28 protein-coding genes are annotated in these 20,778 nt (G+C 35.5%); 25 read left to right on the forward strand and 3 right to left on the reverse strand.

The features are described from left to right. The first annotated feature begins 119 nt into the window (after nt 1-119). Nucleotides 120-731 (forward strand): DUF3793 family protein, encoded by a 612-nt coding sequence (locus KTB61_RS05825; protein ID WP_075760012.1) that lies wholly within the window; start codon nt 120-122, stop codon nt 729-731. Between the two features lie 68 nt (nt 732-799). Here KTB61_RS05825 and KTB61_RS05830 read toward each other — a convergent pair whose 3' ends face one another. Further along, complete coding sequence (locus KTB61_RS05830) at nt 800-1,168, reverse strand: metal-dependent transcriptional regulator (protein WP_075760013.1); 369 nt, start codon at nt 1,166-1,168, stop codon at nt 800-802. 254 nt (nt 1,169-1,422) lie between these two features. On the opposite strand from KTB61_RS05830, the gene KTB61_RS05835 reads away from it, so the two are divergent. The 8 genes from KTB61_RS05835 (at nt 1,423) to KTB61_RS05870 (ending at nt 7,192) form a co-directional block, all read left to right on the forward strand. Continuing rightward, the gene (locus KTB61_RS05835) at nt 1,423-1,635 is read left to right on the forward strand and encodes a FeoA family protein (protein ID WP_075760014.1); all 213 of its coding nucleotides are present in this window, start codon (nt 1,423-1,425) and stop codon (nt 1,633-1,635) included. Nucleotides 1,636-1,665: 30 nt separating this feature from the next. Then, on the forward strand, nt 1,666-1,887 hold the full coding sequence (locus KTB61_RS05840) for a FeoA family protein (protein WP_075760015.1): 222 nt from the start codon (nt 1,666-1,668) through the stop codon (nt 1,885-1,887). Between the two features lie 87 nt (nt 1,888-1,974). Continuing rightward, nucleotides 1,975-4,122, forward strand: a complete 2,148-nt coding sequence (feoB, locus tag KTB61_RS05845) for a ferrous iron transport protein B (protein ID WP_216697020.1) — start codon at nt 1,975-1,977, stop codon at nt 4,120-4,122. A 63-nt stretch (nt 4,123-4,185) separates the two neighbouring features. Beyond that, a complete protein-coding gene (locus KTB61_RS05850; protein ID WP_230973637.1) occupies nt 4,186-4,353 on the forward strand; it encodes a FeoB-associated Cys-rich membrane protein in 168 nt (55 codons plus the stop codon). Between the two features lie 14 nt (nt 4,354-4,367). After that, on the forward strand, nt 4,368-4,625 hold the full coding sequence (locus KTB61_RS05855; protein ID WP_075760018.1) for a transcriptional repressor: 258 nt from the start codon (nt 4,368-4,370) through the stop codon (nt 4,623-4,625). Nucleotides 4,626-4,735: 110 nt separating this feature from the next. Beyond that, nucleotides 4,736-5,491, forward strand: a complete 756-nt coding sequence (srtB, locus tag KTB61_RS05860; protein WP_075760019.1) for a class B sortase — start codon at nt 4,736-4,738, stop codon at nt 5,489-5,491. After that, complete coding sequence (locus KTB61_RS05865) at nt 5,478-6,239, forward strand: glycoside hydrolase family 25 protein (protein WP_230973638.1); 762 nt, start codon at nt 5,478-5,480, stop codon at nt 6,237-6,239. The genes srtB and KTB61_RS05865 overlap by 14 nt, the downstream gene beginning before the upstream one ends. 5 nt (nt 6,240-6,244) lie before the next feature. Further along, on the forward strand, nt 6,245-7,192 hold the full coding sequence (locus KTB61_RS05870; RefSeq protein WP_216697022.1) for a ketopantoate reductase family protein: 948 nt from the start codon (nt 6,245-6,247) through the stop codon (nt 7,190-7,192). Here KTB61_RS05870 and KTB61_RS05875 read toward each other — a convergent pair. Together KTB61_RS05875 and KTB61_RS05880 are read right to left on the reverse strand one after the other, a co-directional pair. Beyond that, complete coding sequence (locus KTB61_RS05875) at nt 7,189-8,103, reverse strand: CPBP family intramembrane glutamic endopeptidase (RefSeq protein WP_075760022.1); 915 nt, start codon at nt 8,101-8,103, stop codon at nt 7,189-7,191. The two genes, KTB61_RS05870 and KTB61_RS05875, sit on opposite strands and share 4 nt — an antisense overlap. Nucleotides 8,104-8,118: 15 nt before the next feature. Then, nucleotides 8,119-8,955, reverse strand: coding sequence for a CvfB family protein (locus KTB61_RS05880; RefSeq protein ID WP_075760023.1), 837 nt, complete (start codon nt 8,953-8,955; stop codon nt 8,119-8,121). Between the two features lie 94 nt (nt 8,956-9,049). Here KTB61_RS05880 and KTB61_RS05885 point away from each other — a divergent pair, with 94 nt between their 5' ends. The 16 genes from KTB61_RS05885 (at nt 9,050) to KTB61_RS05960 (ending at nt 20,742) form a co-directional block, all read left to right on the forward strand. Next, nucleotides 9,050-9,454, forward strand: a complete 405-nt coding sequence (locus KTB61_RS05885) for a MazG family protein (protein ID WP_216697023.1) — start codon at nt 9,050-9,052, stop codon at nt 9,452-9,454. 122 nt (nt 9,455-9,576) lie between these two features. Then, nucleotides 9,577-9,852: an HU family DNA-binding protein gene (locus KTB61_RS05890; RefSeq protein WP_075760025.1), complete on the forward strand. Its 276-nt coding sequence runs from the start codon at nt 9,577-9,579 to the stop codon at nt 9,850-9,852. Between the two features lie 133 nt (nt 9,853-9,985). Then, a complete protein-coding gene (locus KTB61_RS05895) occupies nt 9,986-10,225 on the forward strand; it encodes an RNA-binding S4 domain-containing protein (RefSeq protein WP_075760026.1) in 240 nt (79 codons plus the stop codon). A gap of 59 nt (nt 10,226-10,284) precedes the next feature. Further along, nucleotides 10,285-10,572 carry a sporulation protein YabP gene (gene yabP / locus KTB61_RS05900; protein WP_083638412.1) on the forward strand — a complete coding sequence of 96 codons (288 nt, stop codon included), beginning with the start codon at nt 10,285-10,287 and terminating at the stop codon, nt 10,570-10,572. After that, entirely contained in the window at nt 10,572-11,054 is a 483-nt protein-coding gene (gene yabQ, locus KTB61_RS05905) for a spore cortex biosynthesis protein YabQ (RefSeq protein ID WP_083638414.1), read from the forward strand. The genes yabP and yabQ overlap by 1 nt, the downstream gene beginning before the upstream one ends. 25 nt (nt 11,055-11,079) lie before the next feature. Further along, nucleotides 11,080-11,316 (forward strand): septum formation initiator family protein, encoded by a 237-nt coding sequence (locus KTB61_RS05910; RefSeq protein WP_330656329.1) that lies wholly within the window; start codon nt 11,080-11,082, stop codon nt 11,314-11,316. A 229-nt stretch (nt 11,317-11,545) separates the two neighbouring features. Continuing rightward, on the forward strand, nt 11,546-13,504 hold the full coding sequence (locus tag KTB61_RS05915) for a BglG family transcription antiterminator (RefSeq protein ID WP_216697024.1): 1,959 nt from the start codon (nt 11,546-11,548) through the stop codon (nt 13,502-13,504). A gap of 18 nt (nt 13,505-13,522) precedes the next feature. Further along, the gene (locus tag KTB61_RS05920) at nt 13,523-13,960 is read left to right on the forward strand and encodes a PTS sugar transporter subunit IIA (RefSeq protein ID WP_075760030.1); all 438 of its coding nucleotides are present in this window, start codon (nt 13,523-13,525) and stop codon (nt 13,958-13,960) included. A gap of 32 nt (nt 13,961-13,992) precedes the next feature. Further along, on the forward strand, nt 13,993-14,283 hold the full coding sequence (locus KTB61_RS05925; protein WP_075760031.1) for a PTS sugar transporter subunit IIB: 291 nt from the start codon (nt 13,993-13,995) through the stop codon (nt 14,281-14,283). A 23-nt stretch (nt 14,284-14,306) separates the two neighbouring features. Beyond that, complete coding sequence (locus tag KTB61_RS05930; protein WP_075760032.1) at nt 14,307-15,584, forward strand: PTS ascorbate transporter subunit IIC; 1,278 nt, start codon at nt 14,307-14,309, stop codon at nt 15,582-15,584. A 67-nt stretch (nt 15,585-15,651) separates the two neighbouring features. After that, a complete protein-coding gene (locus KTB61_RS05935; RefSeq protein WP_075760033.1) occupies nt 15,652-16,032 on the forward strand; it encodes a tetratricopeptide repeat protein in 381 nt (126 codons plus the stop codon). A 52-nt stretch (nt 16,033-16,084) separates the two neighbouring features. Beyond that, complete coding sequence (locus KTB61_RS05940) at nt 16,085-16,930, forward strand: class II fructose-bisphosphate aldolase (protein ID WP_075760034.1); 846 nt, start codon at nt 16,085-16,087, stop codon at nt 16,928-16,930. Nucleotides 16,931-17,021: 91 nt separating this feature from the next. Next, nucleotides 17,022-17,630 (forward strand): AAA family ATPase, encoded by a 609-nt coding sequence (locus KTB61_RS05945; RefSeq protein ID WP_075760035.1) that lies wholly within the window; start codon nt 17,022-17,024, stop codon nt 17,628-17,630. A gap of 14 nt (nt 17,631-17,644) precedes the next feature. Next, nucleotides 17,645-18,574 carry a carbohydrate kinase family protein gene (locus KTB61_RS05950; RefSeq protein ID WP_075760036.1) on the forward strand — a complete coding sequence of 310 codons (930 nt, stop codon included), beginning with the start codon at nt 17,645-17,647 and terminating at the stop codon, nt 18,572-18,574. 63 nt (nt 18,575-18,637) lie between these two features. Further along, entirely contained in the window at nt 18,638-19,288 is a 651-nt protein-coding gene (gene deoC / locus KTB61_RS05955; RefSeq protein ID WP_075760037.1) for a deoxyribose-phosphate aldolase, read from the forward strand. A 299-nt stretch (nt 19,289-19,587) separates the two neighbouring features. Continuing rightward, a complete protein-coding gene (locus KTB61_RS05960) occupies nt 19,588-20,742 on the forward strand; it encodes a mannitol dehydrogenase family protein (protein ID WP_075760038.1) in 1,155 nt (384 codons plus the stop codon). Nucleotides 20,743-20,778: the final 36 nt, after the last annotated feature.

Raw genomic sequence — 20,778 nt, forward strand, 5'->3', positions numbered from 1 at the left:
ATGATAAAAGGAAAGTGGGAAGATTAATGATAAATCTTCTCACTTTTTTCTATGGACATTTTTATAAAGATACCTTATGATACATATAGTTAGTTAAGGCTAACTAAAAGGAGGAACATATGAGGTATCAGTTTGAATTAAGTAAGGTAAAATGGGAAAAAACAATGAAAATGCAAATAGCAATGCATTGTGCACCAGTATTAGCAGGGGTAAAACCATCCAATGCCGTAACCTTGAATGATTATGATTCCAGCGAATTACAGGAAACTGTTCAAGGGACAGATATTCAATGTGCACTTATTTACAAAGACAGGGAAAAATGTTTGTGGCTTCTTTATAGAGAACAATCTGTAAATCATTATCTGATGAAAAAGGAGCATAAAGAATTCTTGAAAAAATGCGGCTATACATCCTTTCAGTTCTATGATATTCTTTCAACCCTTAGAAAAAAATATCAGGTGTACAAAAATAAAAAAGGAAGTTTTCCTCATGAGCTGGGCTTAATTCTAGGATACCCTCTATGTGATGTTGAGGGATTCATTCAACATCAAGGAAAAAACTTTCTGTATTCAGGCTACTGGAAGGTATATGATAATCCTTCAGTAACAAAAAAGCTGTTTGAAATATATGATTTCGTTCGCTATCAGATGATCAAGCAGATTGAATATGGGAAATCACTGAGACAGATTATAGATTCGTACAGGACTTATCAGGTTCCGAATTTTGCATAAGTACAAAACACTTAAAGAAAGATAGGATATGAAAAATCTTCCCGCATAAAAATAAGCAGGAAGATTTTTTATTTCTTCGAATGAATATGTTGTTTGATTGCTTCAAAACTTTCAGGGCTTATAACATGTTCCATACGACATGCATCTTCAGCTGCAATTTTAGGATCTACACCTAAATCTGTGAGCATCTTTGATAAAAGTTCATGTCGCTCGTAAATTGTTTCAGCAATTTTACGACCGGATTCTGTCAGTGCAATGTGTCCATCTGTATCCATGATGATCAGATCATTCTGACGAAGATTTTTCATAGCGATGCTGACACTGGGTTTGGAAAAATTCATTTCGCGGGCGATATCAATAGAACGAATGGTTTTTTGCCTTTGTCCGAGAATTAAAATTGTTTCAAGATAATTTTCAGCAGATTCCTGTATCTTCAAGGTATTTCTCCTTATCTTTCATGTTTTATATGTATCAATTCTATATGATACGAAGTACATCATATCACAAGTTTAACTTATTTTCAATGGATGGGGGGAAGCTGATAGATAAGAAAAATGAAAAAAATAGTTGACAAAACAGTTAGTTGGTGCTAACCTATAAAAGAATTAGGAATGACTAACTGATAATAATCGAAGGTGGTTAGATATAACTTACTAAGAAAGCTGGTAAATATTGAATCAAGGGAGGATGCATGATGCCGTTAACGATGGTAAGACCTGGTGAAGAAAATTTAATTAAAAAAGTCGGAGGGAAAACAGAGACCAGAAGATTTCTGGAGACTTTGGGATTTGTAGTAGGTGGCAATGTTACAGTGGTTTCGACAAATAAAGGGAATCTGATTGTAAATATTAAAGATTCCAGGGTTGCAATCAGCCGGGAAATGGCAAATAAAATCATGGTTTAAGCTATATTGTTGAAAGGAGAGTTGCATATTATGCAGACATTAAAAGATACGAAAGTAGGAAGTACAGTATCTGTTGTAAAGCTTCACGGAGCAGGAGCAGTGAAGCGTCGTATTATGGATATGGGAATTACAAAGGGATGTGAAGTATATATTCGTAAAGTTGCACCTTTAGGAGATCCTGTTGAAGTAACAGTCAGGGGATATGAGCTGTCTCTGAGAAAAGCAGATGCACAGATGATAGAAGTACAGTAATTTTTTTATAACAATAGTTAGCGACTGCTAACTATATTTTTTGCAAAGTAGTTAGTCTAAACTAATAGATGTTGAGGAGGATAAAAAATGTCAGTAAAAATTGCACTTGCCGGAAATCCAAATAGTGGTAAGACAACTTTATTTAATGGATTAACTGGATCAAATCAGTTTGTGGGAAACTGGCCGGGAGTAACTGTTGAAAAAAAAGAAGGAAAGCTAAAAGGAAATAAAGATGTTACTATCATGGATTTACCAGGAATTTATTCTTTATCTCCATATACTTTGGAAGAAGTGGTAGCAAGAAACTATCTGATTACAGAACGACCAGATGCTATTCTGAATATTGTGGATGGAACAAATCTGGAACGTAATCTGTATTTAACAACTCAGTTGATGGAACTGGGGATTCCGGTTATTATGGCAATAAATATGATTGATATCGTAGAAAAGAATGGCGATGAGATTGATACAGAAATTCTTTCCAGACAATTAGGATGTGAAGTTGTAAAAATTTCTGCATTGAAAGGAAAGGGAATTAAGGAAGCAGCCGATAAAGCAGTAAATCTGGCAGGAAGCAGTCAGACAAAAGCTCCTGTTCATACATTCAGTGCAGAAGTTGAAACAGTACTTCAGGATATTGAAAGTACACTGGAAGATGATATTCCGGAAGAACAGAAACGTTTTTACGCTATTAAATTATTTGAACGTGATGATAAGATAATGGAGCAGATGAAATCTGCACCAAATATAGATCAGATTATTGAAAAAGCAGAAAATGATTTTGACGATGATTCTGAAAGTATCATTACAAATGAAAGATATAATTATATTACTTCAATTATTGGAAAATGCTATAAAAAGAAAAACAAGGAACAGTTAAGCACCTCTGATAAAATTGATAGAATCGTTACAAATCGTTTCCTTGCACTTCCAATTTTTGCAGTGGTTATGTATATTGTTTATTATGTATCTGTGACAACCGTTGGAACGATTATGACAGACTGGACCAATGATGTACTGTTTGGGGAGATTATTCCTCCTGCGATTGAAAGCTTTCTGGTAAGTATCCATTGTGCAGAATGGCTTCAGAGCTTAATTCTTGATGGTATTGTTGCCGGTGTTGGAGCAGTTATCGGATTTGTACCTCAGATGTTAGTACTGTTTATCTTCCTTGCGTTTTTAGAAAGCTGCGGATATATGGCGCGTATTGCATTTATCATGGACCGTATTTTCCGTAAATTCGGATTATCTGGAAAATCCTTTATTCCAATGCTTATTGGAACAGGATGTGGGGTTCCCGGTGTCATGGCATCTCGAACTATTGAAAATGACAGAGATCGTAAAATGACAATTATGACGACAACATTTATTCCTTGTGGAGCAAAGCTTCCAATTATTGCACTGATTGCAGGTGCATTATTTGACGGAGCTTCATGGGTAGCACCGAGTGCATATTTTGTTGGGATTGCAGCAATTATTATTTCTGGTATCATATTAAAGAAAACAAAGATGTTTGCGGGAGAACCGGCACCATTTGTTATGGAACTTCCGGCATATCATCTGCCAACAGCAGGAAATGTATTAAGAAGTATGTGGGAACGAGGATGGTCATTTATTAAGAAGGCCGGAACCGTTATCCTGTTATCCACTATTTTTATCTGGTTTACATCAAACTTTGGTGTACACGGCGGATTTCATATGGTAGATGATTTAAGTGAAGGAATTTTATCTGATATTGGTAAAGGATTTGCATGGATTTTTACTCCTCTTGGATGGGGAAATTGGAAAGCAGCTGTTGCAGCTGTTACTGGATTAGTGGCAAAAGAAAATGTTGTTGGTACTTTTGGCATCCTTTATGGATTTGCAGAAGTAGCAGAAGATGGTGCAGAAATCTGGGGAACTCTAGCAGGAAGTTTTACTTCAGTAGCAGCATATTCCTTCCTGGTATTTAATTTGTTATGTGCACCATGTTTTGCAGCTATTGGAGCAATCAAACGTGAAATGAATAATACAAAATGGACATGGTTTGCCATTGGATATCAGTGTGTGTTTGCATATGCAATTTCATTATGTATTTATCAGATTGGTGGATTAGTGACAGGAACCATAAGTTTTGGAGCTGGAACTGTAGCGGCAATTCTGATTATTGTATTTTTACTTTACATGCTGCTGCGTCCATATAAAGAAAGCAATACTTTTAATATTTCAAGTGTTGAAGTAAAAACAAAAGCATAAATAATATGTAAATCTTATATAGTTAATAGTCAATGAAAGGATGTAGCAATGTTTGATTTTTTTATGGAAAATTTATCTACGATACTTGTAGCTTTGGTGGTATTTGGATGTGTTTTGCTGGCCGTGCGTAGTATTCACAGAGATAAGAAAAACGGAAAGGCCTGCAGTGGATGCGCAGGTGGCTGCAGCGGGTGTGCAGGTTCATCAGGGTGCCATGATCATCAGGAATAAAAGGTGTGATACATATGTCTCAAGAACAGGTACTAAAATTACTTCAGGATAATGGGAAAAGAATTACCCAGCAGAGGAAAATTCTAGTTGATGTAATTTTAAATGGACAATGGGAATGTTGTAAAGAAATATATTATGAAGCGGCCAAAAGAGATTTATCTATTGGAATGGCAACAGTATACAGAATGATGACTACACTGGAAGAAATTGGGGTTATAGAAAGAAGATGTGTTTTCTGTATAAAAGAGAACAGAGATTGTATTCCTAAATAAAGTTTTGTACGAAAAAATGGTCTTGCATGAGAATGCAGGGCCATTATTGACGTTAGAAAGAAAATTCAGTATACTTTTTTAAAGGAGAATTTTTCCAAAGAGAAATTGTTATGAGAAAATATATTATAAATTTAATTTTGCTAATCAGTGCTATTATTTTTTGCTTTTCCGGATGGAAATTATATGGAATCCGGCATTCTTATCAAGAGGCAGAAAAAGAATATGAGACTATTCGAAAAGAGACACATGCAGATGAAAAGAAAAAAGGGAAAAAAATAGATAGAAAAATTGATTTTTCAAGACTGAAAAAGATTAATCCTGATGTGGTGGGGTGGATTTATATTCCTGGAACATCCATTGATTATCCTGTAGTAAAAGGGAAGGACAATGAAGAATATCTGCACAAAACATTCCAGGGAAAAATCAATTCGTCAGGTGCAATTTTTATGGACTGCAATGGGAAGAAGGATTTTTCCGGCGAGCATAATATTCTTTATGGTCACCATATGAGAAATGGATCAATGTTTGCAGATTTATTGAAGTTTAGAAAAGAATCATTTGTGAAGAAATATGATAGTGCCATATTATATACACCTGAAAAAACTGTTTATCTTAAAATATTTGCAGCCTATGGAAAGAAAGCAGATCAAAATATTTTATTATCTTTTGGAAACCCGCAGGAGAAATTTCACTATCTCCAGGATATTTTTAAAAGAAATGAGATAAAATCCGGTAATCTCATAAACAACATAGAAAATATACAAAAAATCTATACCTTTGTTACATGCAGCTATGAGGCTGAAAATCAGAGGACATTTGTTCATGGAATGGAGGTTGGAAAGCAGGAAATCAATGAAGTTAAATAAGAGAAATAAAAAAGAATTAAGAATAATCTGTTTATTTCTTCTGGCAATAACAGTGATTTTTCTTTGGATCGTTCAAAATATCGGTTTTCCTATTGAAACAAAGATTTTCCAGGGTGGTAAAATTAAGGTAATCGATGTTTCTTCTTATAATGGAAATATAAACTGGAAAAAAGTAAAAGATCAGGAAATTAATCATGCCATGTTAAAAATTGGATCTGGGATAAATGGAAAACGGAAAGAAATGGAAGATTCACGTTTTTCTGGTAATTACAGGAATGCAGGATATGCGGCAATTCATCGGGGAATTTACTATTATTCATATGCTGAAAATGTGACAGATGCCAGAAAAGAGGCGAAGCATTGTCTGTCTTTGATGCAAAAAAATGGTATTGATCCAACCGATCTGGATTTACCTGTTGCATATGATGTAGAGGAACCGTCTGTTTTTCAAACGGGGAAAGAAAATGTAACTGCCATAACAGTAGCATTTTGTGAGGAAATTGAAAAAGCAGGATTTACTCCTATGATTTATTCAGGAGTATCTGCTTTGAATCATTATTTCGATTACGATAAGATAAAAAAATATAAAATATGGGTAGCGCATTATACAAATCGTTCCCGGCCGGCAGTACGTTTTCCATATCAGATGTGGCAGTATACCAGTAAAGCTTCTGTGCCAGGAGCAAACACAGGACGAGGTTACTGTGACGTTAGTTACTATTACATAAATCAAAAAGAGAGGAAATAATAGCTATGAGAGAGATAAAAAGTGTGGCATTGATTGGACTTGGTGCCATAGGAGGTTATGTTGCACCGAAACTGGAGACAGTTATGGGACATGAAGGATTTACGATTATTGCAGATGGAAAGAGAAAAGAACGTCTGGAAAACGAAGGATGCACCATCAATGATGTTATCTGGAAGTTTTCGGTTACAGCACCAGAAGATGCTGTAAAACCAGTGGACTTACTGATTTTTTCTGTAAAATATCATGGACTGGAGCAGGCTATTGAAGATGCAAAAAAATTTGTTGGAGAAAATACTATTCTGATGTCATTACTTAATGGTGTGGAAAGTGAAGAAATTCTTCGGAAGCATTTCCCTAAACAGCATATTTTGTATTCCATTATTCGAATTCCATCTATTCATGAAAATGGGAAAATATCGTATCCTGATGATTGGGGGGAAATATCCTTTGGAGATCCTGTCAATCATGAATTGTCTGAGGATGTAAAGGCAGTAAAGAATCTTTTTGAAAAGGCACAGATTGGATATCAGATTCCAGAAGATATGCTGAGAAACATGTGGCACAAATTTATGACTAACGTCAGTGAAAATCAAATTGCGGCTGTATTGAAAGCACCTTATGGAATATTTCAGATTAGTAGAGAGGCTAATCATCTTAGAGAGAATGTAGCCAGAGAGGTTATAGCCATCGCTCAGGCTAAGGGAATTGATTTAAAAGAGGAAGATTTACTTCCTGTAAGAGAAAAAGTTGCATCTTATCCATTTCAAGGGAAGCCATCAACTATGCAGGATATTGAGCATAGAAGAAAAACTGAAGTTGATATGTTTGCAGGGGCAATGCTCAGAATGGGAAAGGAGCTGGGAATTCCAACTCCTTATAATCAGATGCTGTTTGATTGTATAAAAGCTTTAGAAACCTGGAATGATTATCAGACGAAGTCTGAAAATTGCTAAAACATTGATACAGATATTTCCACTAGAATGGAAAGAATAAAACAAATTATCAGAGCAGCAAAGTAGGAAGTACTTGTTGCTCTTTCTTTTGGCCAGCTTTTTCTCACGTCTCTGGAAAGCCATGTTTTCATATAGCCCAGACGACCATTAAAATATGCAAGGGCAATCAGCAGAAAAAAACTTAAAATCAGACCAATAAGGGCCGCAGGCAGAATAGAAATCACACCAATCCAGCTAGTGCTATCTGAAGCGGCAGTTTGAGTCATTTCAGACAGTATGCTGAATTTATTCAGAATATATGAGGCAACCAATGAAGAGCCATTAAATATTCCATGTACGATCATAGAAGAAAAAATACTGTCAGATGCCTCTACCACCAGTCCGAATACAAGACCAAGGAAAAAAGCGTAGCAAAACTGTTGAAAATTCATATGTGCAAGACCGAAAAATAAGGCAGAAAAGAAAATCCCTTTTATGGGATTTCCTTTGCGAAGTCCCGAATATACAACACCTCGAAAAATCAGTTCTTCCACAATTCCAGGCAGCAAAGCTGTGGAAATCAGCATTAATGGAAAGTTCTGCATGATACCCTTCGTAATGGAAGAGGTGGTAATATCATGGAAAAACATTTGTCCTGCCACGCTGATCAAACCAGCGGCAGGTCGAATGGTAAATGCCAGTAAGATCAGCAAAAGTATGGAAACAGGGTGGATTTTGTGAAGGCGTAAAGTCTTTCTGAAATCTTTTCCGGTGAAAATCATATATATTATGATATAACAAAGCAAACCGGCATATGTGATGATTGATAACAACGGTCCATTGCTGAAAAAAATAGAAATTCCCATGGAAAAGCAGAGGAATATTAAAACATAGCATAAACTGAAAAAGCCCACAGATTTAAAATATCTCATAATGACCAGACTCCTTTATTTTTTTAAAATGCCTGTTTTAGTAATGATAATTTTATCTTCCTTTAAAAGTCTTCCTACTGCCCGTTTAAATGCGTTTTTACTAAGTCCAAGCTCCCGGTCAATGATTTCAGGTTTCACTTTGTCATTAAAAGGAAGACATCCGTCATAGCTGTCAATGGTATCCATAACCAGTTTGGCATCACGATCCATCTGAAGATATGCTTTTTCATGAGGACTTAAACTGAGTTTTCCATCAGAAGAAATACTGGTAATACGAAGATGAAGCTGTTCACCAATGGAAATCTTACCGTGAAGTTCTTTTTTTGGAATTCTGCCAAGATACTTATCTTCTACAGCAACAAAAGCACCATGTTCTGGATGAATGTTGTATACGGTTCCCATGACCCATTCGCCAGTTTTAAAAGAATGTTCTGTGGACAGAAGCTGACCAATCTTCATTGTTGCACAAAGACGGGAACTTTTATCAACATAAAGAGAAACTAAATAATTTTTTCCTGGACGAACACGTCCCAGCTGTTCTTTAAATGGAAGAAACAGATCTTTTTCCAGTCCCCAGTCAAGAAATGCTCCAATTGAACTTACTTCTTTTACACGTAAAGGACGGATGGTACCCAAAGTTATTTTTGGAATATGAACGGTCGCGATTGGACGGTCTTCGGAATCTTTGTAGACGAAACAGGAAATACGGTCCCCGATATGGGAATCCTGAGGAACCTGCTTGGCAGGAAGAAGAATGCTTCCTTCGATTTTATCTTTTTGATCATTTACATAGACACCGAAATCCTTTCTTTTTACAATATATAAATCTTGAAATTTTCCTAATTGAATCATATCATAACCTCTTTCTTTTAAATTTCAGGTTTGCTAAACTAGTATATCATAGTTTGGGACAAATATGAAATATAATGAATCAAGGAGGAGTCATATGGAAATAAATGAGAAATACTCTTTTCAGGAGCTGATAGAAATTGTGGCAAAGCTGAGAGGTGATCAGGGATGCCCCTGGGACAAAAAACAGACTCATGAATCTTTAATTCCATGTCTTATGGAGGAAAGTGATGAGGTTAAGGAGGCAATCTGTCATAAGGATATGGATAACCTGTGCGAGGAGCTGGGTGACGTACTCCTTCAGGTAGTGATGCATGCTCAGATAGCCAGTGAAAATGGCAGTTTTAATATAGAAGATGTCATTACTGGAGTCAGCCGGAAGATGATTCGCAGACATCCCCATGTATTTGGTGATTTAAAGGTGGAAGATGAACAGCAGCTGTTAAAAAACTGGGAACGAATCAAGCAGGAAGAACGACTGGAAAAAGAAAGTCCAAAGTAGCATGAAATCGAGGTTTTGACATATTTTACTTGACTAACATTAGGAAAGACTATAGAATTAGCTTATGCGAATTTAAGAGCATAAATAAAATATGTTTGGGTTGAGATTAGGAGGAAGAATTAATGAACAAGACAGAATTAGTCGCTGCAATTGCAAAGAAAACAGAATTGTCCAAAAAAGATGCAGAAAAGGCATTAAAAGCCTTTACTGATGTTGTAGCAGAAGAACTTAAGAAAGGTGAAAAAATTCAGTTAGTTGGATTTGGAACATTCGAAGTTACTGAAAGAGCTGCAAGAGAAGGAAGAAATCCTCGCAGTGGCGAAATTATGAAGATTGCTGCTTCTAAAGCTCCAAAGTTCAAAGCAGGAAAAGCTTTAAAAGACATCGTAAACGAATAGATAATGTTCATTTGATTATGACTGCCGGTTTTTTCACGGACCGGCAGTTTTCTTAATTTATCAGGAAAATCCTGGTGAATGATATGCTTCCGGAAGATGTGCTAAAGTCATATATGGATTAGAAAGGTAGATTATGAGATTAGATAAATTTTTGAAAGTATCAAGAATCATTAAAAGAAGAACTGTTGCAAATGAAGCTTGCTCTGCCGGACGTGTTTTTGTAAATGGAAAGACGGCCAAAGCGGGAACCAATGTGAAGCCAGGTGACAAAATTGAAATACAGTTTGGAAATCGTGAAGTAGCAGTGGAAGTGTTAGATGTAATGGAAACTGTGAAAAAAGATCAGGCAGCAGAATTGTATCGATATTTATAGGTATCTTTTGCAGGCTCCTTTCATATGATGTATAAATCAAAATTGAAAGGAGAGCAATTATGATTGAGGATAGACAACCTATAAAAACACATAAACTAAATATTCTGAATCGGTCTCTTGGGGTGATTACCGGTGTCAAAGATGTAGTTTCTTTTGATCTGAATGAAATCATTTTAGATACAGAACAGGGTTTGCTTATGATCAAAGGGATGAATCTTCATGTTAAAAGACTTCTGGTAGAAAAGGGAGAAGTTGAGATTGATGGAAAGATTGACAGCTTCCTTTATTCGGAAATGGAAGAATCCAGAGGAAAGAAAGAAGGGTTCATAGGAAGGCTTTTGAAATAATGGAAGTAGTAACCGGGCAACTGATGTTCTTTCTGGAATCTCTTGGATTTGGAGCGGTACTCTTTTTTCTATATGATATCATCAGAGGATTTCGAAGAATATTTATACATAAATCCTTCTTTATTATAATAGAAGATCTTTTTTTCTGGATGCTGGTGGGAATCATAAGTTTTCGGTTTCTCTGCTGGTATAATCAGGGGGAATTAAGAGGCTTCTTTTTTCTTGGACTTGGTATTGGAATGATATTATATTTTAAACTTGCCAGTAAGATGATTATAAATATATCTACTGTTATTTTTGATTATCTGAAAAGATTTTGTAAATATATATATTATTTATTATTTCGTCCTGTATTGAAGATAAACACAAATATCAGGTGGCAATTGAAAAAAGAGAAAAAAAAAGTTAAAATGGCACTAAAGAATGGAAAAATAAGGGGTGATGCAGATGAAGATGGAAAGAAAATACAGGAAAAAAGATAAAAGGAAAAAGTACATCGCTTTTTTTGTGATTGTATTTGTAGTGGCAATGTCTTTTTCCTATTTAGGTCTGTATCAAAAATCCAAAAAGCTGGAAAAAGAACAGCAGCAGGTTGAGGCACAGATTAAAAAGGAAAAAGAAAAAAAGAAAGAATTAAAGAAAAAAAAGGAATATATTAAAACAAGAGAATTTATTGAGAAAATGGCAACTGAAAAGTTTGGATTATTATATCCAGATGAATTTTTACTGAAAGCAGATGAATAAAAAGAATCAGGAATTTACCTGATTCTTTTTTTTTACATAGGAAATTCAAAGGAATTTCCTATGTAAAAAATGCTCTGCGCGGATGTGCACGATGTGTAGCAGTTAAAACTGCTACACATCGGCACGCAAAGCGGAAATAGTTGTTTTTTATTTCCGCTTCAAGCGGAAAAACACGAACTATATTATGAGGAAATATTTTCCTATAATAAATTTCAGAAGGAGTGAAGAAATGGAGTTATCTAATAAACGATGCATCCAGATCCTGAAACTACTAATGAAAAGTAAAGATAAGATGACCGGAGATAATCTGGCGATTTCAATTGGTGTTTCTTCAAGAACCATAAGAAATGATATGAAGGAACTGAATCGTGATTTGAAGAAATATGGAGCAGAGGTTATTTCGGAAATCGGTCAGGGCTATTATCTGAAAGTTACGCAAAAAGAAAAATTTGCAGGCTTTCTAGAAGAGCTTCAACGGAAAAAAAAGGAAAAAGATTTTAAAAATATTATTCCATCAGAGCCGGAAGACCGGGTGCGGTATATTATCTCCAAATTGCTGTTATCATCACTAAACGGGAGAAAGGAAATCATAGATTCCTTTGATCTTGAGGAAGAACTTTTTATTAGTACGTCTACTTTGAAAAAAGATTTTCGTACCATTGATCGAATACTGAAAAACTACGATTTAAAAATCAGCATTACGAAAAAAGAAGGTGTTCGTATTGTGGGAGAAGAAACGAAGATACGCTATTGCATTTCGGAGTATATTTTCAATAGCAAAGGATATTTTGGTGCGGAAGAAAATGAATTTTATAAGAATGTATTTACTGAAGAGGAAATGGAAAGCCTTCGAAAAATACTTTTAGAAGCTATTACAGACTATAACCTTAGATTGACAGATATTGCTTTTAAGAATGTATTGATACATAGTCTGATTATGTTAAAGCGTTTTGAAAGACAGAAGAGAGTCATTTATGAAAAAAGTGACATGGAGTCTTTTGAACAACGAATAGAATTTGACTGTGCAAAGGAAATTATCTGGAAAATACAAGAAGAACTTGGTGTGGATCTGGGAAATGAAGTATATTATCTGACTCAGCATTTAATATCAAGCCAGAGATTTCTGATTGATAATCCGGAAGATGATTATGAATACAAAGAGGAAATTAGCAATATTCTGGAAACAATAAAGGCAGAAACAAACATTGACCTTTCAGATGATAAAGAGCTGATCAATGGATTGGCAATGCATTTGGAAGCAGCAATGCAACGTCTGAGATTTGACATGAATATTCGTAATGAATTTTTGGATTCTATCAAGAATATGTATCCTCTGGCCTTTGAACTGGCAGTTCTGGCAGGGGAGGTGATTGAAAAGAATCACAAATTCAAACCGAAAGAAAATGAGATTGGATTTCTTGCCATGCATTTTGGGGCAGCTCTTGAAAGAAAGGGTCTTAACCGGAAGATGGAAAGAAAAAAAGCAGTAATTGTCTGTATTGCAGGAGTAGCAACAGCCATGCTGTTAAAAGAAAAAATACAACAGAATTTTGGACATAAGATTGAGGTTGTAAAAACATGTCCTAGTCAGGAAGTAACACAGGAATTAATTAATCAGGTGGACATCGTGCTTACAACTGTGGAATTAAGTGACTTTCATTCTTCCAAAATTAAGAAAATAAACCTATTTCTGGAAGATGCTGATATAGAAAGTATCAGAACTGTTCTGGAAACGACAGAAAATAATGAAGTGGCTGCATATAGAGATATTTTTCGATCTGATTTGTTCTTTTCAAATGTGGATTTGAAGAACAAACAGGAGGTGCTGGAATATATTACAGATACTATGCTGAATAGAGGATATATTACAGAAAATATAAAGAGATCTATTTTTAAAAGAGAAGAGATGGCAACCACAGAACTGGGAAGTCTGGTGGCAATTCCACACGCATTAACTAATGATATGGGTGAAGCTGTGGTATCTGTCATGATTTTGAAAAAACCTATCCCCTGGGAAAATGAAAAAGTTCAGGTAGTACTTTTACTAAATATTCCAAAAAGCAAGTATGGAATGTGGGAATCTGTTTTTAAACGGTTATACCAATATCTGATAGGAAGTCAAGGGGTAACTAAGTTAATTAAAAATAGAAATTATGAAGAATTTATTGGACAGCTTGAAAGCATGTGATTAAAGGAGGAAAAAGAAGTGGAAGGGCTGGTTTTAAACAAAAATAATGTAAAACTGAAAGTCGAGGCAGCAAATTGGGAAGAAGCAATCCGTGTTGGTGCCGGAATGCTTGTAGAACAGGGACTTGCAAAAGAATCCTATGTGGAGGGTATTATTTCAGCTGTAAAACAGCTGGGTCCATATATCATTATATCTGAAGGACTGGCAATGCCTCATACAAGACCGGAAGAAGGAGCATTGGACATCGGGTGCAGCCTGATTACTTTGAAAGAGCCGGTACTATTTGAAGGGGACAGCAGTCCGATAAAGGTTATGATTTGTTTCTCAGCAGTAGACAGTGAGAGCCATATGGATATTCTAAAGATGATCGTTGAGTTTGTAGAACGCGGACTCATTGATGATATAGCTAAAGCAGAGACTTACGAAGAGTTACTTGAAGTGATTGGAACTAATTAAAGTGATTAACATATAAGAAAGGAGGAGCTATTATGTTACAAATTTTAACTGTATGTGGTGCAGGACTTGGAAGTAGTTTTGCGTGCCAGATGAGTGTGGAAGCTGTTCTGAAAGAACTTGGTGTGGAAGCAAAATTGGATCATACAGACATTTCCAGTGTAGGTGGAGCAAAAGCTGACATTATTCTTTCAGGAAAGAATTTTGAAAAACAGTTTGAACGCTATACACTTGATTGTCCTACAGTGTTCCTTGATCGTCTGGTTGATAAAAATGAAATCAAAGAAAAACTGACACCAGTATTAAAGGAACTTGGAGCATTATAAACAAGAAAAAGTGAGGAGAAAATATGCAAGTTTTAAATTTTATTATTAAAAATATTTTAACACAGGCGTCTGTAGTTATTGGGCTGATTGCTCTTCTTGGATTAGCATTACAGAAAAAACCAGTGGGAGCTATTGTGTCTGGAACAATGAAAACTATCTTAGGATTTTTAGTTTTATCTGCAGGTTCCAGTGTAATCCAGGGATCATTGGCAATCTTTGGTGATTTGTTCAATAAGGCTTTTGGATTAAAAGGTTTAGTAGCATCAATTGAAGGTATCAATGGTCAGGCAATGACAGACCTTGGACTTGGTTCTGAAATCGCTATCACATTGGCAGGTATCTTTATCGTCAACATTATTTTAGCTCGTGTAACAAAATTCAAATATATTTTCTTAACAGGACAGGCCCTGTTATGGGAATCTACTCTTTGTGTAGTATTTGCTTACTTTACAGGATTAAGAGGAGTAGCATTGATCATCGTTGCATCTATCGTTGGTGGTGCTTTCGCAACATTAATGCCAGCATTTGCTCAGCCAGTTATGAGACAGATTACAGGAAGTGATGACATTGCGTTAGGACATTTCTGTACAATTGGTTACATGTTTACAGCATTGATTTCTAAATTAACAGGTGACAAAGAGCATTCTACAGAAGATATTGCTCTTCCACAGAGTCTTGAATTCTTACAGGATACATATCTTTCTGTAATGGTAGTTATGGTTCCATTTTACTTAATCGTTGCTATCTTTGCAGGACCAGCCGCATGTGCAGAATATGCTGGAGAAACTAACTATATCGTATTTATGTTCCTTCAGGCATTACAGTTTGTAACAGGTCTGTATGTATTGATGGCAGGTGTTCGTCTTCTGTTAGCTGAATTAGTTCCAGCATTCCAGGGAATCTCTATGAAACTGGTACCAAATTCAAAACCTGCTTTAGACTGCCCTGTATTATTCCCATATGCACCAAACGCAGTTATCCTTGGATTTATCTTTACAACAATCGGATCTATCATCGGTATGTTCATTACACCACTTATGGGATTACCAATGATTCTTCCAGGTGTTATGAGTAACTTCTTTGCAGGTGGTACAGCAGGTATCTTTGCTAACCAGGTTGGTGGACGTCGTGGAACAATGATCGGATGTATTGCACATGGTATCTTCATCATCATCATTCCAGCACTGCTTTCCCCAATGTTAGGAGAAATCGGATTCCAGAACATGACATGTACTGATGTAGATACAGTATTTACAGGATTCTTCTTCATGATTATTAAATCTATTACAGGAATCTTTTAATTTGAAGTCGTGATAGGAATTTTGTTAGAAAATTTTGATGACAAAAAGACTTTTGGAGGGATCAAACATGTTTTTCTTTAAAAAGAAAGAAAAGAAAAAAGAGGAAACAGCAGCTCCAGTTGTAAATAAAGAAGAACTTCTTGCTAAAGCAGAAGAAAAAATAAAAGAACTGGAAGGAAAAGAAGGTAATGACAAAGTCCAGGTACTTAATGAAATAGGATCTTTGTATACTCAGGCAGAAGAAATAGACCAGGCAATAAAATATTATGAAGAGAGTCTGGAAATCTGTAAACAGCATGGAAAAGCTTCAACAGATCTGATGAAACTGTATAACAAAAAACGTCAGGAAGCTGCAGAAGCAAAAGATGACGAAAAAGTTAAAGAGTATATGGAAAAAGTTCAGGGACTTATGCAAATGTCAAAAGACATCATTCGTGGAAATGCGTAAAAGCATGAGAAACATGTGAGACCGCAGGACATAATAAAGGAGTAATAATATCATGTATAAAAATTTAATTGACTTATTTAAAGAAAACGAAGGAAAAGGTGCTGTTGGTGCATTTAACCTGCATTGTTTTGAAATGTTGCCATCTATGATTGCAGCAGCAGAGGAACTGAATGTACCTGTTATCATTCAGACATCTTTAGGAACAGCTGAATATATTGGTTTCGAACCATTAATTGCAGCAGTAAAAGCTTTAGCTGAGAAATCTTCTATCAGTGTTGCATTACATATGGATCACTGCAAAGATATCGAAGCATTAAAGAAAGCAATTGATTTAGGATATTCTTCTGTAATGTATGATGGATCTTCTCTTCCTATTGAAGAAAACATTAAAAATACAAAAGAAGTAGTTGCTTATGCTCATGCAAATGGAGTATCCGTAGAAGGTGAAATCGGTTCTATTGGTGGAGCAGAAGAAGGTGTTGTTGTAGAAAAAGATGCAGCGATGTACACAAAACCAGAAGATGCACTTTATTATGTATCAGAAACAAATGTTGATGCACTGGCTGTTTCTATCGGAACAACTCATGGACAGTTCAAATCTAAAGCAAAGATTAACTATGAACTGTTAACAGAATTAAAATCAAAACTGGGTGATGTTGGACTGGTTCTTCATGGAGGAACAGGAGTATCTGATGAAGATATGAAACGTTGTGTACGTGAAGGAATGAAGAAAATCAATGTAGGAACAGAATTAAATAAAAACTACATTGAAGTCGTAAGCAAAACATTTACAGCAGATGATGTAACACCATTAACATCTTTACGTAATCTGTTAGGACCTGCAAACGACAGAATCAAAGAAATCGTAATGGAAAAGGCTTCTTTATTTAAATTATAGGTTCTTTGGTGATATTCACCGATAATGATTTAGGTATGGCGGGGAGGAATCCCCGCCTATTGTTTTTTTGAGAAAATTTGGAGGTCAGAAAATGAAAAAAACTATCGTTTTACTGGCAGGATATCCAGCTACGGGAAAAAGTTATCTCTGCAATAAGATTTTAGAAAAACTGCCAGAATTTATAGTAGTGTCCCAGGATGAAATGAAAGAAAAATTATTTGATCAATACGGATTTAATAACATGGAAGAAAAAGTCTGTATTGAAAATAAAAGCTGGAAGCAATATTATGAAGTTATGGAAGAACATCTGCAAAAAGGAGATTCAATCATTTCAGATTATCCCTTTAGTGATAAACAGAAAAGTAGAATTTCAGGTCTGTCAGAAAAATATGGATATCAGGTGGTTACTTTTCGTCTGATTGGTGATCTGGAAGTGCTTTATCAGCGTTCAAAAAAAAGAGATCTGGATCCAAAACGTCATTTAAGTCATCTGGTATCCTGCTATCATAAAGGAGATGTTCTGGAAGACCGTTCTAAAGCAGATTGTTTGGTGACTTATGATATATTTATGGATCGTTGCAAAAATCGTGGTTATGGAACTTTTCAGCTGGGACATTTGATAGAGCTTGATGTTACTGATTTTACAAAAATTGATTATCCTGCAGTTATTCAGGAACTATATAATTTAGTGGAAGAATAAAAGGAGAAAATCTTATGGGAAGTATTTTTTGTATTGGACAGTCTGCTTATGATATTACAATACCGCTGACAGATCCAATAGTGGAGAACCAAAAATATCGAATCCTTGAAAAATATGAAAGTGGTGGAGGTCCGGCATTTAATTCTTCATATCTTTGTGGACTTTGGGGTGCTGATGTTTCACTAATTACCAGACTGGGAAATGACGAATATGGGAAAAAACTTCGAGAGATTGCAGAAAGTGTTCATGTGGGACTTGATTACCTGATTCCAGATGATGAAATAGCAACTCCTCACAGTTATATTTTTTCCAATAGTAATAATGGTTCAAGAACATTGTTTAATTTTCCGGGTAAGCTAAAAGATCTAGAGTATATCTATCCAAAGCAGGATGTGTCTGTAATTTTAAGTGATGGACATGAACCGGATATTAGTATTGGAGCTATTGAGACATATAAAGAGGCAGTTTCTGTTGTAGATGCAGGAACATGTCGTGAAAGCACATTAAAAGTTGCTAAAAAAGTGGATTATCTGGTTTGTTCAGAAGATTTTGCACGACAATATACTGGAAAAACTCCAGACATTGAAAACTGGGCTCTTTGTCTGGAAATATTTAAAGAAGTTGAAGCAATTAACGGGAAACATGCAGTTATCACCTTAGGTGAGAAAGGGCTGCTTTATAAGAAGGATGGACAGGTATGCCATCTTCCTGCTTATAAAGTAAAAGCAGTGGATACCAATGGAGCCGGAGATATTTTCCATGGAGCTTTTGCATATGGATTATACAGGAATATGTCATTGCTGGATATTTTAAAACTCAGTTCCATGACTTCAGCAATTTCTGTACAAAGCTCAGGAAGCCAAAGTTCCATTCCGACACTTGAAAAAGTTAAAAAACAGTTGAATGTTTGTGGAGAAAAGACAACTGCAGATAAATTACAATAAATAGACTTCAACTTGCAGATCGTATCAATTATAATTTAGAAAAAGAATAAAAAGGAGACTGCTATGACAAGAGAAGATATTTTTAAAACGGTTGATCACACTTTGCTGGCACAGACTGCAACATGGGAAGAAATCAAACAGATATGTGATGATGCAATAACCTATCAGACAGCGTCTGTATGTATTCCGGCATCATATGTGAAAAGAGCAAAAGACTATGTGGGAGATAAAATGGCTGTATGTACAGTGATTGGATTTCCAAATGGATACAGCACAGCTGCTGTAAAAGAATTTGAAACAAAAGATGCTTTAAATAACGGTGCAGATGAAATAGATATGGTTATCAATCTTGGAGATGTAAAAGATGGTCGTTTTGACAAGATTAAAGATGAAATAGTACTTCTTAAGAAAGCCTGTGGAACAAAGATTCTTAAGGTTATTATTGAAACATGTCTTTTAACAGAAGAAGAAAAAATCAGGATGTGCAAGGTAGTAACGGAAGCAGGTGCGGATTATATTAAGACTTCTACAGGATTTTCTACAGCAGGAGCAACGTTTGAAGATATTGCGTTGTTTGCAAAACATGTAGGATCAGATGTAAAAATTAAGGCTGCGGGAGGAATCAGCTCTTTTGATGATGCCCAAAAGTTTATCGAATTAGGAGCTGATCGATTGGGAACCAGTCGTTTAGTGAAAATCGCCAAAGCTCAATAGTAATTATGCACAAAGAAAAACTGATTTTATGTGTAAAATTTATAAATTAAAAAATTAAATTTTATATTGAATTCTAATAAAAATGAGTATATGATAATAATGTAAATACACTCATATAATTTTCAAAGGTGAGGGGCGGAGATTTTTCTCCGCCCCTCACCTTTTATTTTTTCATTAGTTTGAAAAATCTGTCATTTTTTTATTTGTCAAATTTCGTGTTGTAAAAGGATGGGATTAAGCATTATTATGACTATAGAAACAGTAAAACATGGAATGAATAGAAAACGAGGGATAGATTTATGAAAAATGTATTTATCGTAGGGGCAGGAAGACTTGGCAAAGGATTTGTAGCGGAGACGTTTGATAATGCCGGATGGAAGATTACATTTCTAGATAAAGATTCCAAAGTTGCAGAGGAATTGGAAAAACAGGGATGTTTTCATGTTAAGGTTCATCGTGTGGAAGAAATTCAGAATCGAACCATTACGAATTTTAAGGCTTTTACCTGTGACTCTGGATATTCTTGTATGGAAGCTTTTTTAGAGACTGACCTGATCGTACTTCCATTGTATCCGGAAGATTTTAAAGATGCAGGACATTATTTGTCAAAATGTTTTGAAAAATTCTATGAAGTACATCCAGAACGAAAATTAACATTGATTTGTATTACTAACAAAAACTATGAAATTCCAAAATATGAGACATACTTTAAAGAATTATTATCTGATGAAGCACAAACATGGTTTGATAAAAATGTAGTTATCCGTGATTCTATTATTCGAAGGGCCACAGATGCTGAAAGTAATTATGCCACAGACATTGATACGGTTGCAGTGAATTCTTTATTGATTCAAGGACCTGTTAATAATGATTTTAGTGATGTGGAATGGATGGAAGTTGTAGACAAGGTTGAAATGCTTAAGGATATTAAAGTAACAGCAGTAAACGGGCCTCATGCCTCTTATGCATTCCTTGGATATCTGAGGGGATGGAAGACCATTGAGGAGGCGGAAGAGGATTCCTGGGTGGCAGAAATCGTAGAAAAAGCCAGAGAAGAAATTACAGAAGGTGTTCTGAAGGAATATCCAGTGACTCCAGAAGAAGTTCATAATCTTGTATATTTTGCACCGGCAAAGGGAGTGCTTCCGGATTCTATTCATCGTGTTGCATTTGATCCAGTTCGAAAGGTATCAAAAGGAGATCGGTTAACCGGTGCAGCCTATGTAAACTGGAAGCATGGAGTGCCTTTTGACAATATTGCCATCGGTCTTGCTGCAGGCTTTGGATATGCAGACCCGGACGATGAAAATGCACAGATAATACAAAAAGACATAAAAACTTTGGGAATTAAAAAGACCATTAGTAAATATATAGATTTTCCTGAGGATCATATAATAACAGAAACAGTCCTAAAACAATACAACATGCTGTGCGAACAAGGATTAATTAAATAGCTTCTCATTTTTCTTTTCAATATTAGTTGAAACCCC

Origin of the sequence: Anaerostipes faecalis (assembly GCF_018982945.1) — a bacterium.
Lineage (GTDB): Bacteria > Bacillota > Clostridia > Lachnospirales > Lachnospiraceae > Anaerostipes > Anaerostipes faecalis.

Bases quoted from the DNA above. Each gene is read 5' to 3' on its own strand.
- KTB61_RS05825 (WP_075760012.1), top strand. From the start codon at position 120: ATGAGGTATCAGTTTGAATTAAGTAAGGTAAAATGGGAAAAAACAATG.
- KTB61_RS05835 (WP_075760014.1), top strand. From the start codon at position 1,423: ATGATGCCGTTAACGATGGTAAGACCTGGTGAAGAAAATTTAATTAAA.
- KTB61_RS05840 (WP_075760015.1), top strand. From the start codon at position 1,666: ATGCAGACATTAAAAGATACGAAAGTAGGAAGTACAGTATCTGTTGTA.
- feoB (WP_216697020.1), top strand. From the start codon at position 1,975: ATGTCAGTAAAAATTGCACTTGCCGGAAATCCAAATAGTGGTAAGACA.
- KTB61_RS05850 (WP_230973637.1), top strand. From the start codon at position 4,186: ATGGAAAATTTATCTACGATACTTGTAGCTTTGGTGGTATTTGGATGT.
- KTB61_RS05855 (WP_075760018.1), top strand. From the start codon at position 4,368: ATGTCTCAAGAACAGGTACTAAAATTACTTCAGGATAATGGGAAAAGA.
- srtB (WP_075760019.1), top strand. From the start codon at position 4,736: ATGAGAAAATATATTATAAATTTAATTTTGCTAATCAGTGCTATTATT.
- KTB61_RS05865 (WP_230973638.1), top strand. From the start codon at position 5,478: ATGAAGTTAAATAAGAGAAATAAAAAAGAATTAAGAATAATCTGTTTA.
- KTB61_RS05870 (WP_216697022.1), top strand. From the start codon at position 6,245: ATGAGAGAGATAAAAAGTGTGGCATTGATTGGACTTGGTGCCATAGGA.
- KTB61_RS05875 (WP_075760022.1), bottom strand. From the start codon at position 8,103: ATGAGATATTTTAAATCTGTGGGCTTTTTCAGTTTATGCTATGTTTTA.
- KTB61_RS05880 (WP_075760023.1), bottom strand. From the start codon at position 8,955: ATGATTCAATTAGGAAAATTTCAAGATTTATATATTGTAAAAAGAAAG.
- KTB61_RS05885 (WP_216697023.1), top strand. From the start codon at position 9,050: ATGGAAATAAATGAGAAATACTCTTTTCAGGAGCTGATAGAAATTGTG.
- KTB61_RS05890 (WP_075760025.1), top strand. From the start codon at position 9,577: ATGAACAAGACAGAATTAGTCGCTGCAATTGCAAAGAAAACAGAATTG.
- KTB61_RS05895 (WP_075760026.1), top strand. From the start codon at position 9,986: ATGAGATTAGATAAATTTTTGAAAGTATCAAGAATCATTAAAAGAAGA.
- yabP (WP_083638412.1), top strand. From the start codon at position 10,285: ATGATTGAGGATAGACAACCTATAAAAACACATAAACTAAATATTCTG.
- yabQ (WP_083638414.1), top strand. From the start codon at position 10,572: ATGGAAGTAGTAACCGGGCAACTGATGTTCTTTCTGGAATCTCTTGGA.
- KTB61_RS05915 (WP_216697024.1), top strand. From the start codon at position 11,546: ATGGAGTTATCTAATAAACGATGCATCCAGATCCTGAAACTACTAATG.
- KTB61_RS05925 (WP_075760031.1), top strand. From the start codon at position 13,993: ATGTTACAAATTTTAACTGTATGTGGTGCAGGACTTGGAAGTAGTTTT.
- KTB61_RS05930 (WP_075760032.1), top strand. From the start codon at position 14,307: ATGCAAGTTTTAAATTTTATTATTAAAAATATTTTAACACAGGCGTCT.
- KTB61_RS05935 (WP_075760033.1), top strand. From the start codon at position 15,652: ATGTTTTTCTTTAAAAAGAAAGAAAAGAAAAAAGAGGAAACAGCAGCT.
- KTB61_RS05940 (WP_075760034.1), top strand. From the start codon at position 16,085: ATGTATAAAAATTTAATTGACTTATTTAAAGAAAACGAAGGAAAAGGT.
- KTB61_RS05945 (WP_075760035.1), top strand. From the start codon at position 17,022: ATGAAAAAAACTATCGTTTTACTGGCAGGATATCCAGCTACGGGAAAA.
- KTB61_RS05950 (WP_075760036.1), top strand. From the start codon at position 17,645: ATGGGAAGTATTTTTTGTATTGGACAGTCTGCTTATGATATTACAATA.
- deoC (WP_075760037.1), top strand. From the start codon at position 18,638: ATGACAAGAGAAGATATTTTTAAAACGGTTGATCACACTTTGCTGGCA.
- KTB61_RS05960 (WP_075760038.1), top strand. From the start codon at position 19,588: ATGAAAAATGTATTTATCGTAGGGGCAGGAAGACTTGGCAAAGGATTT.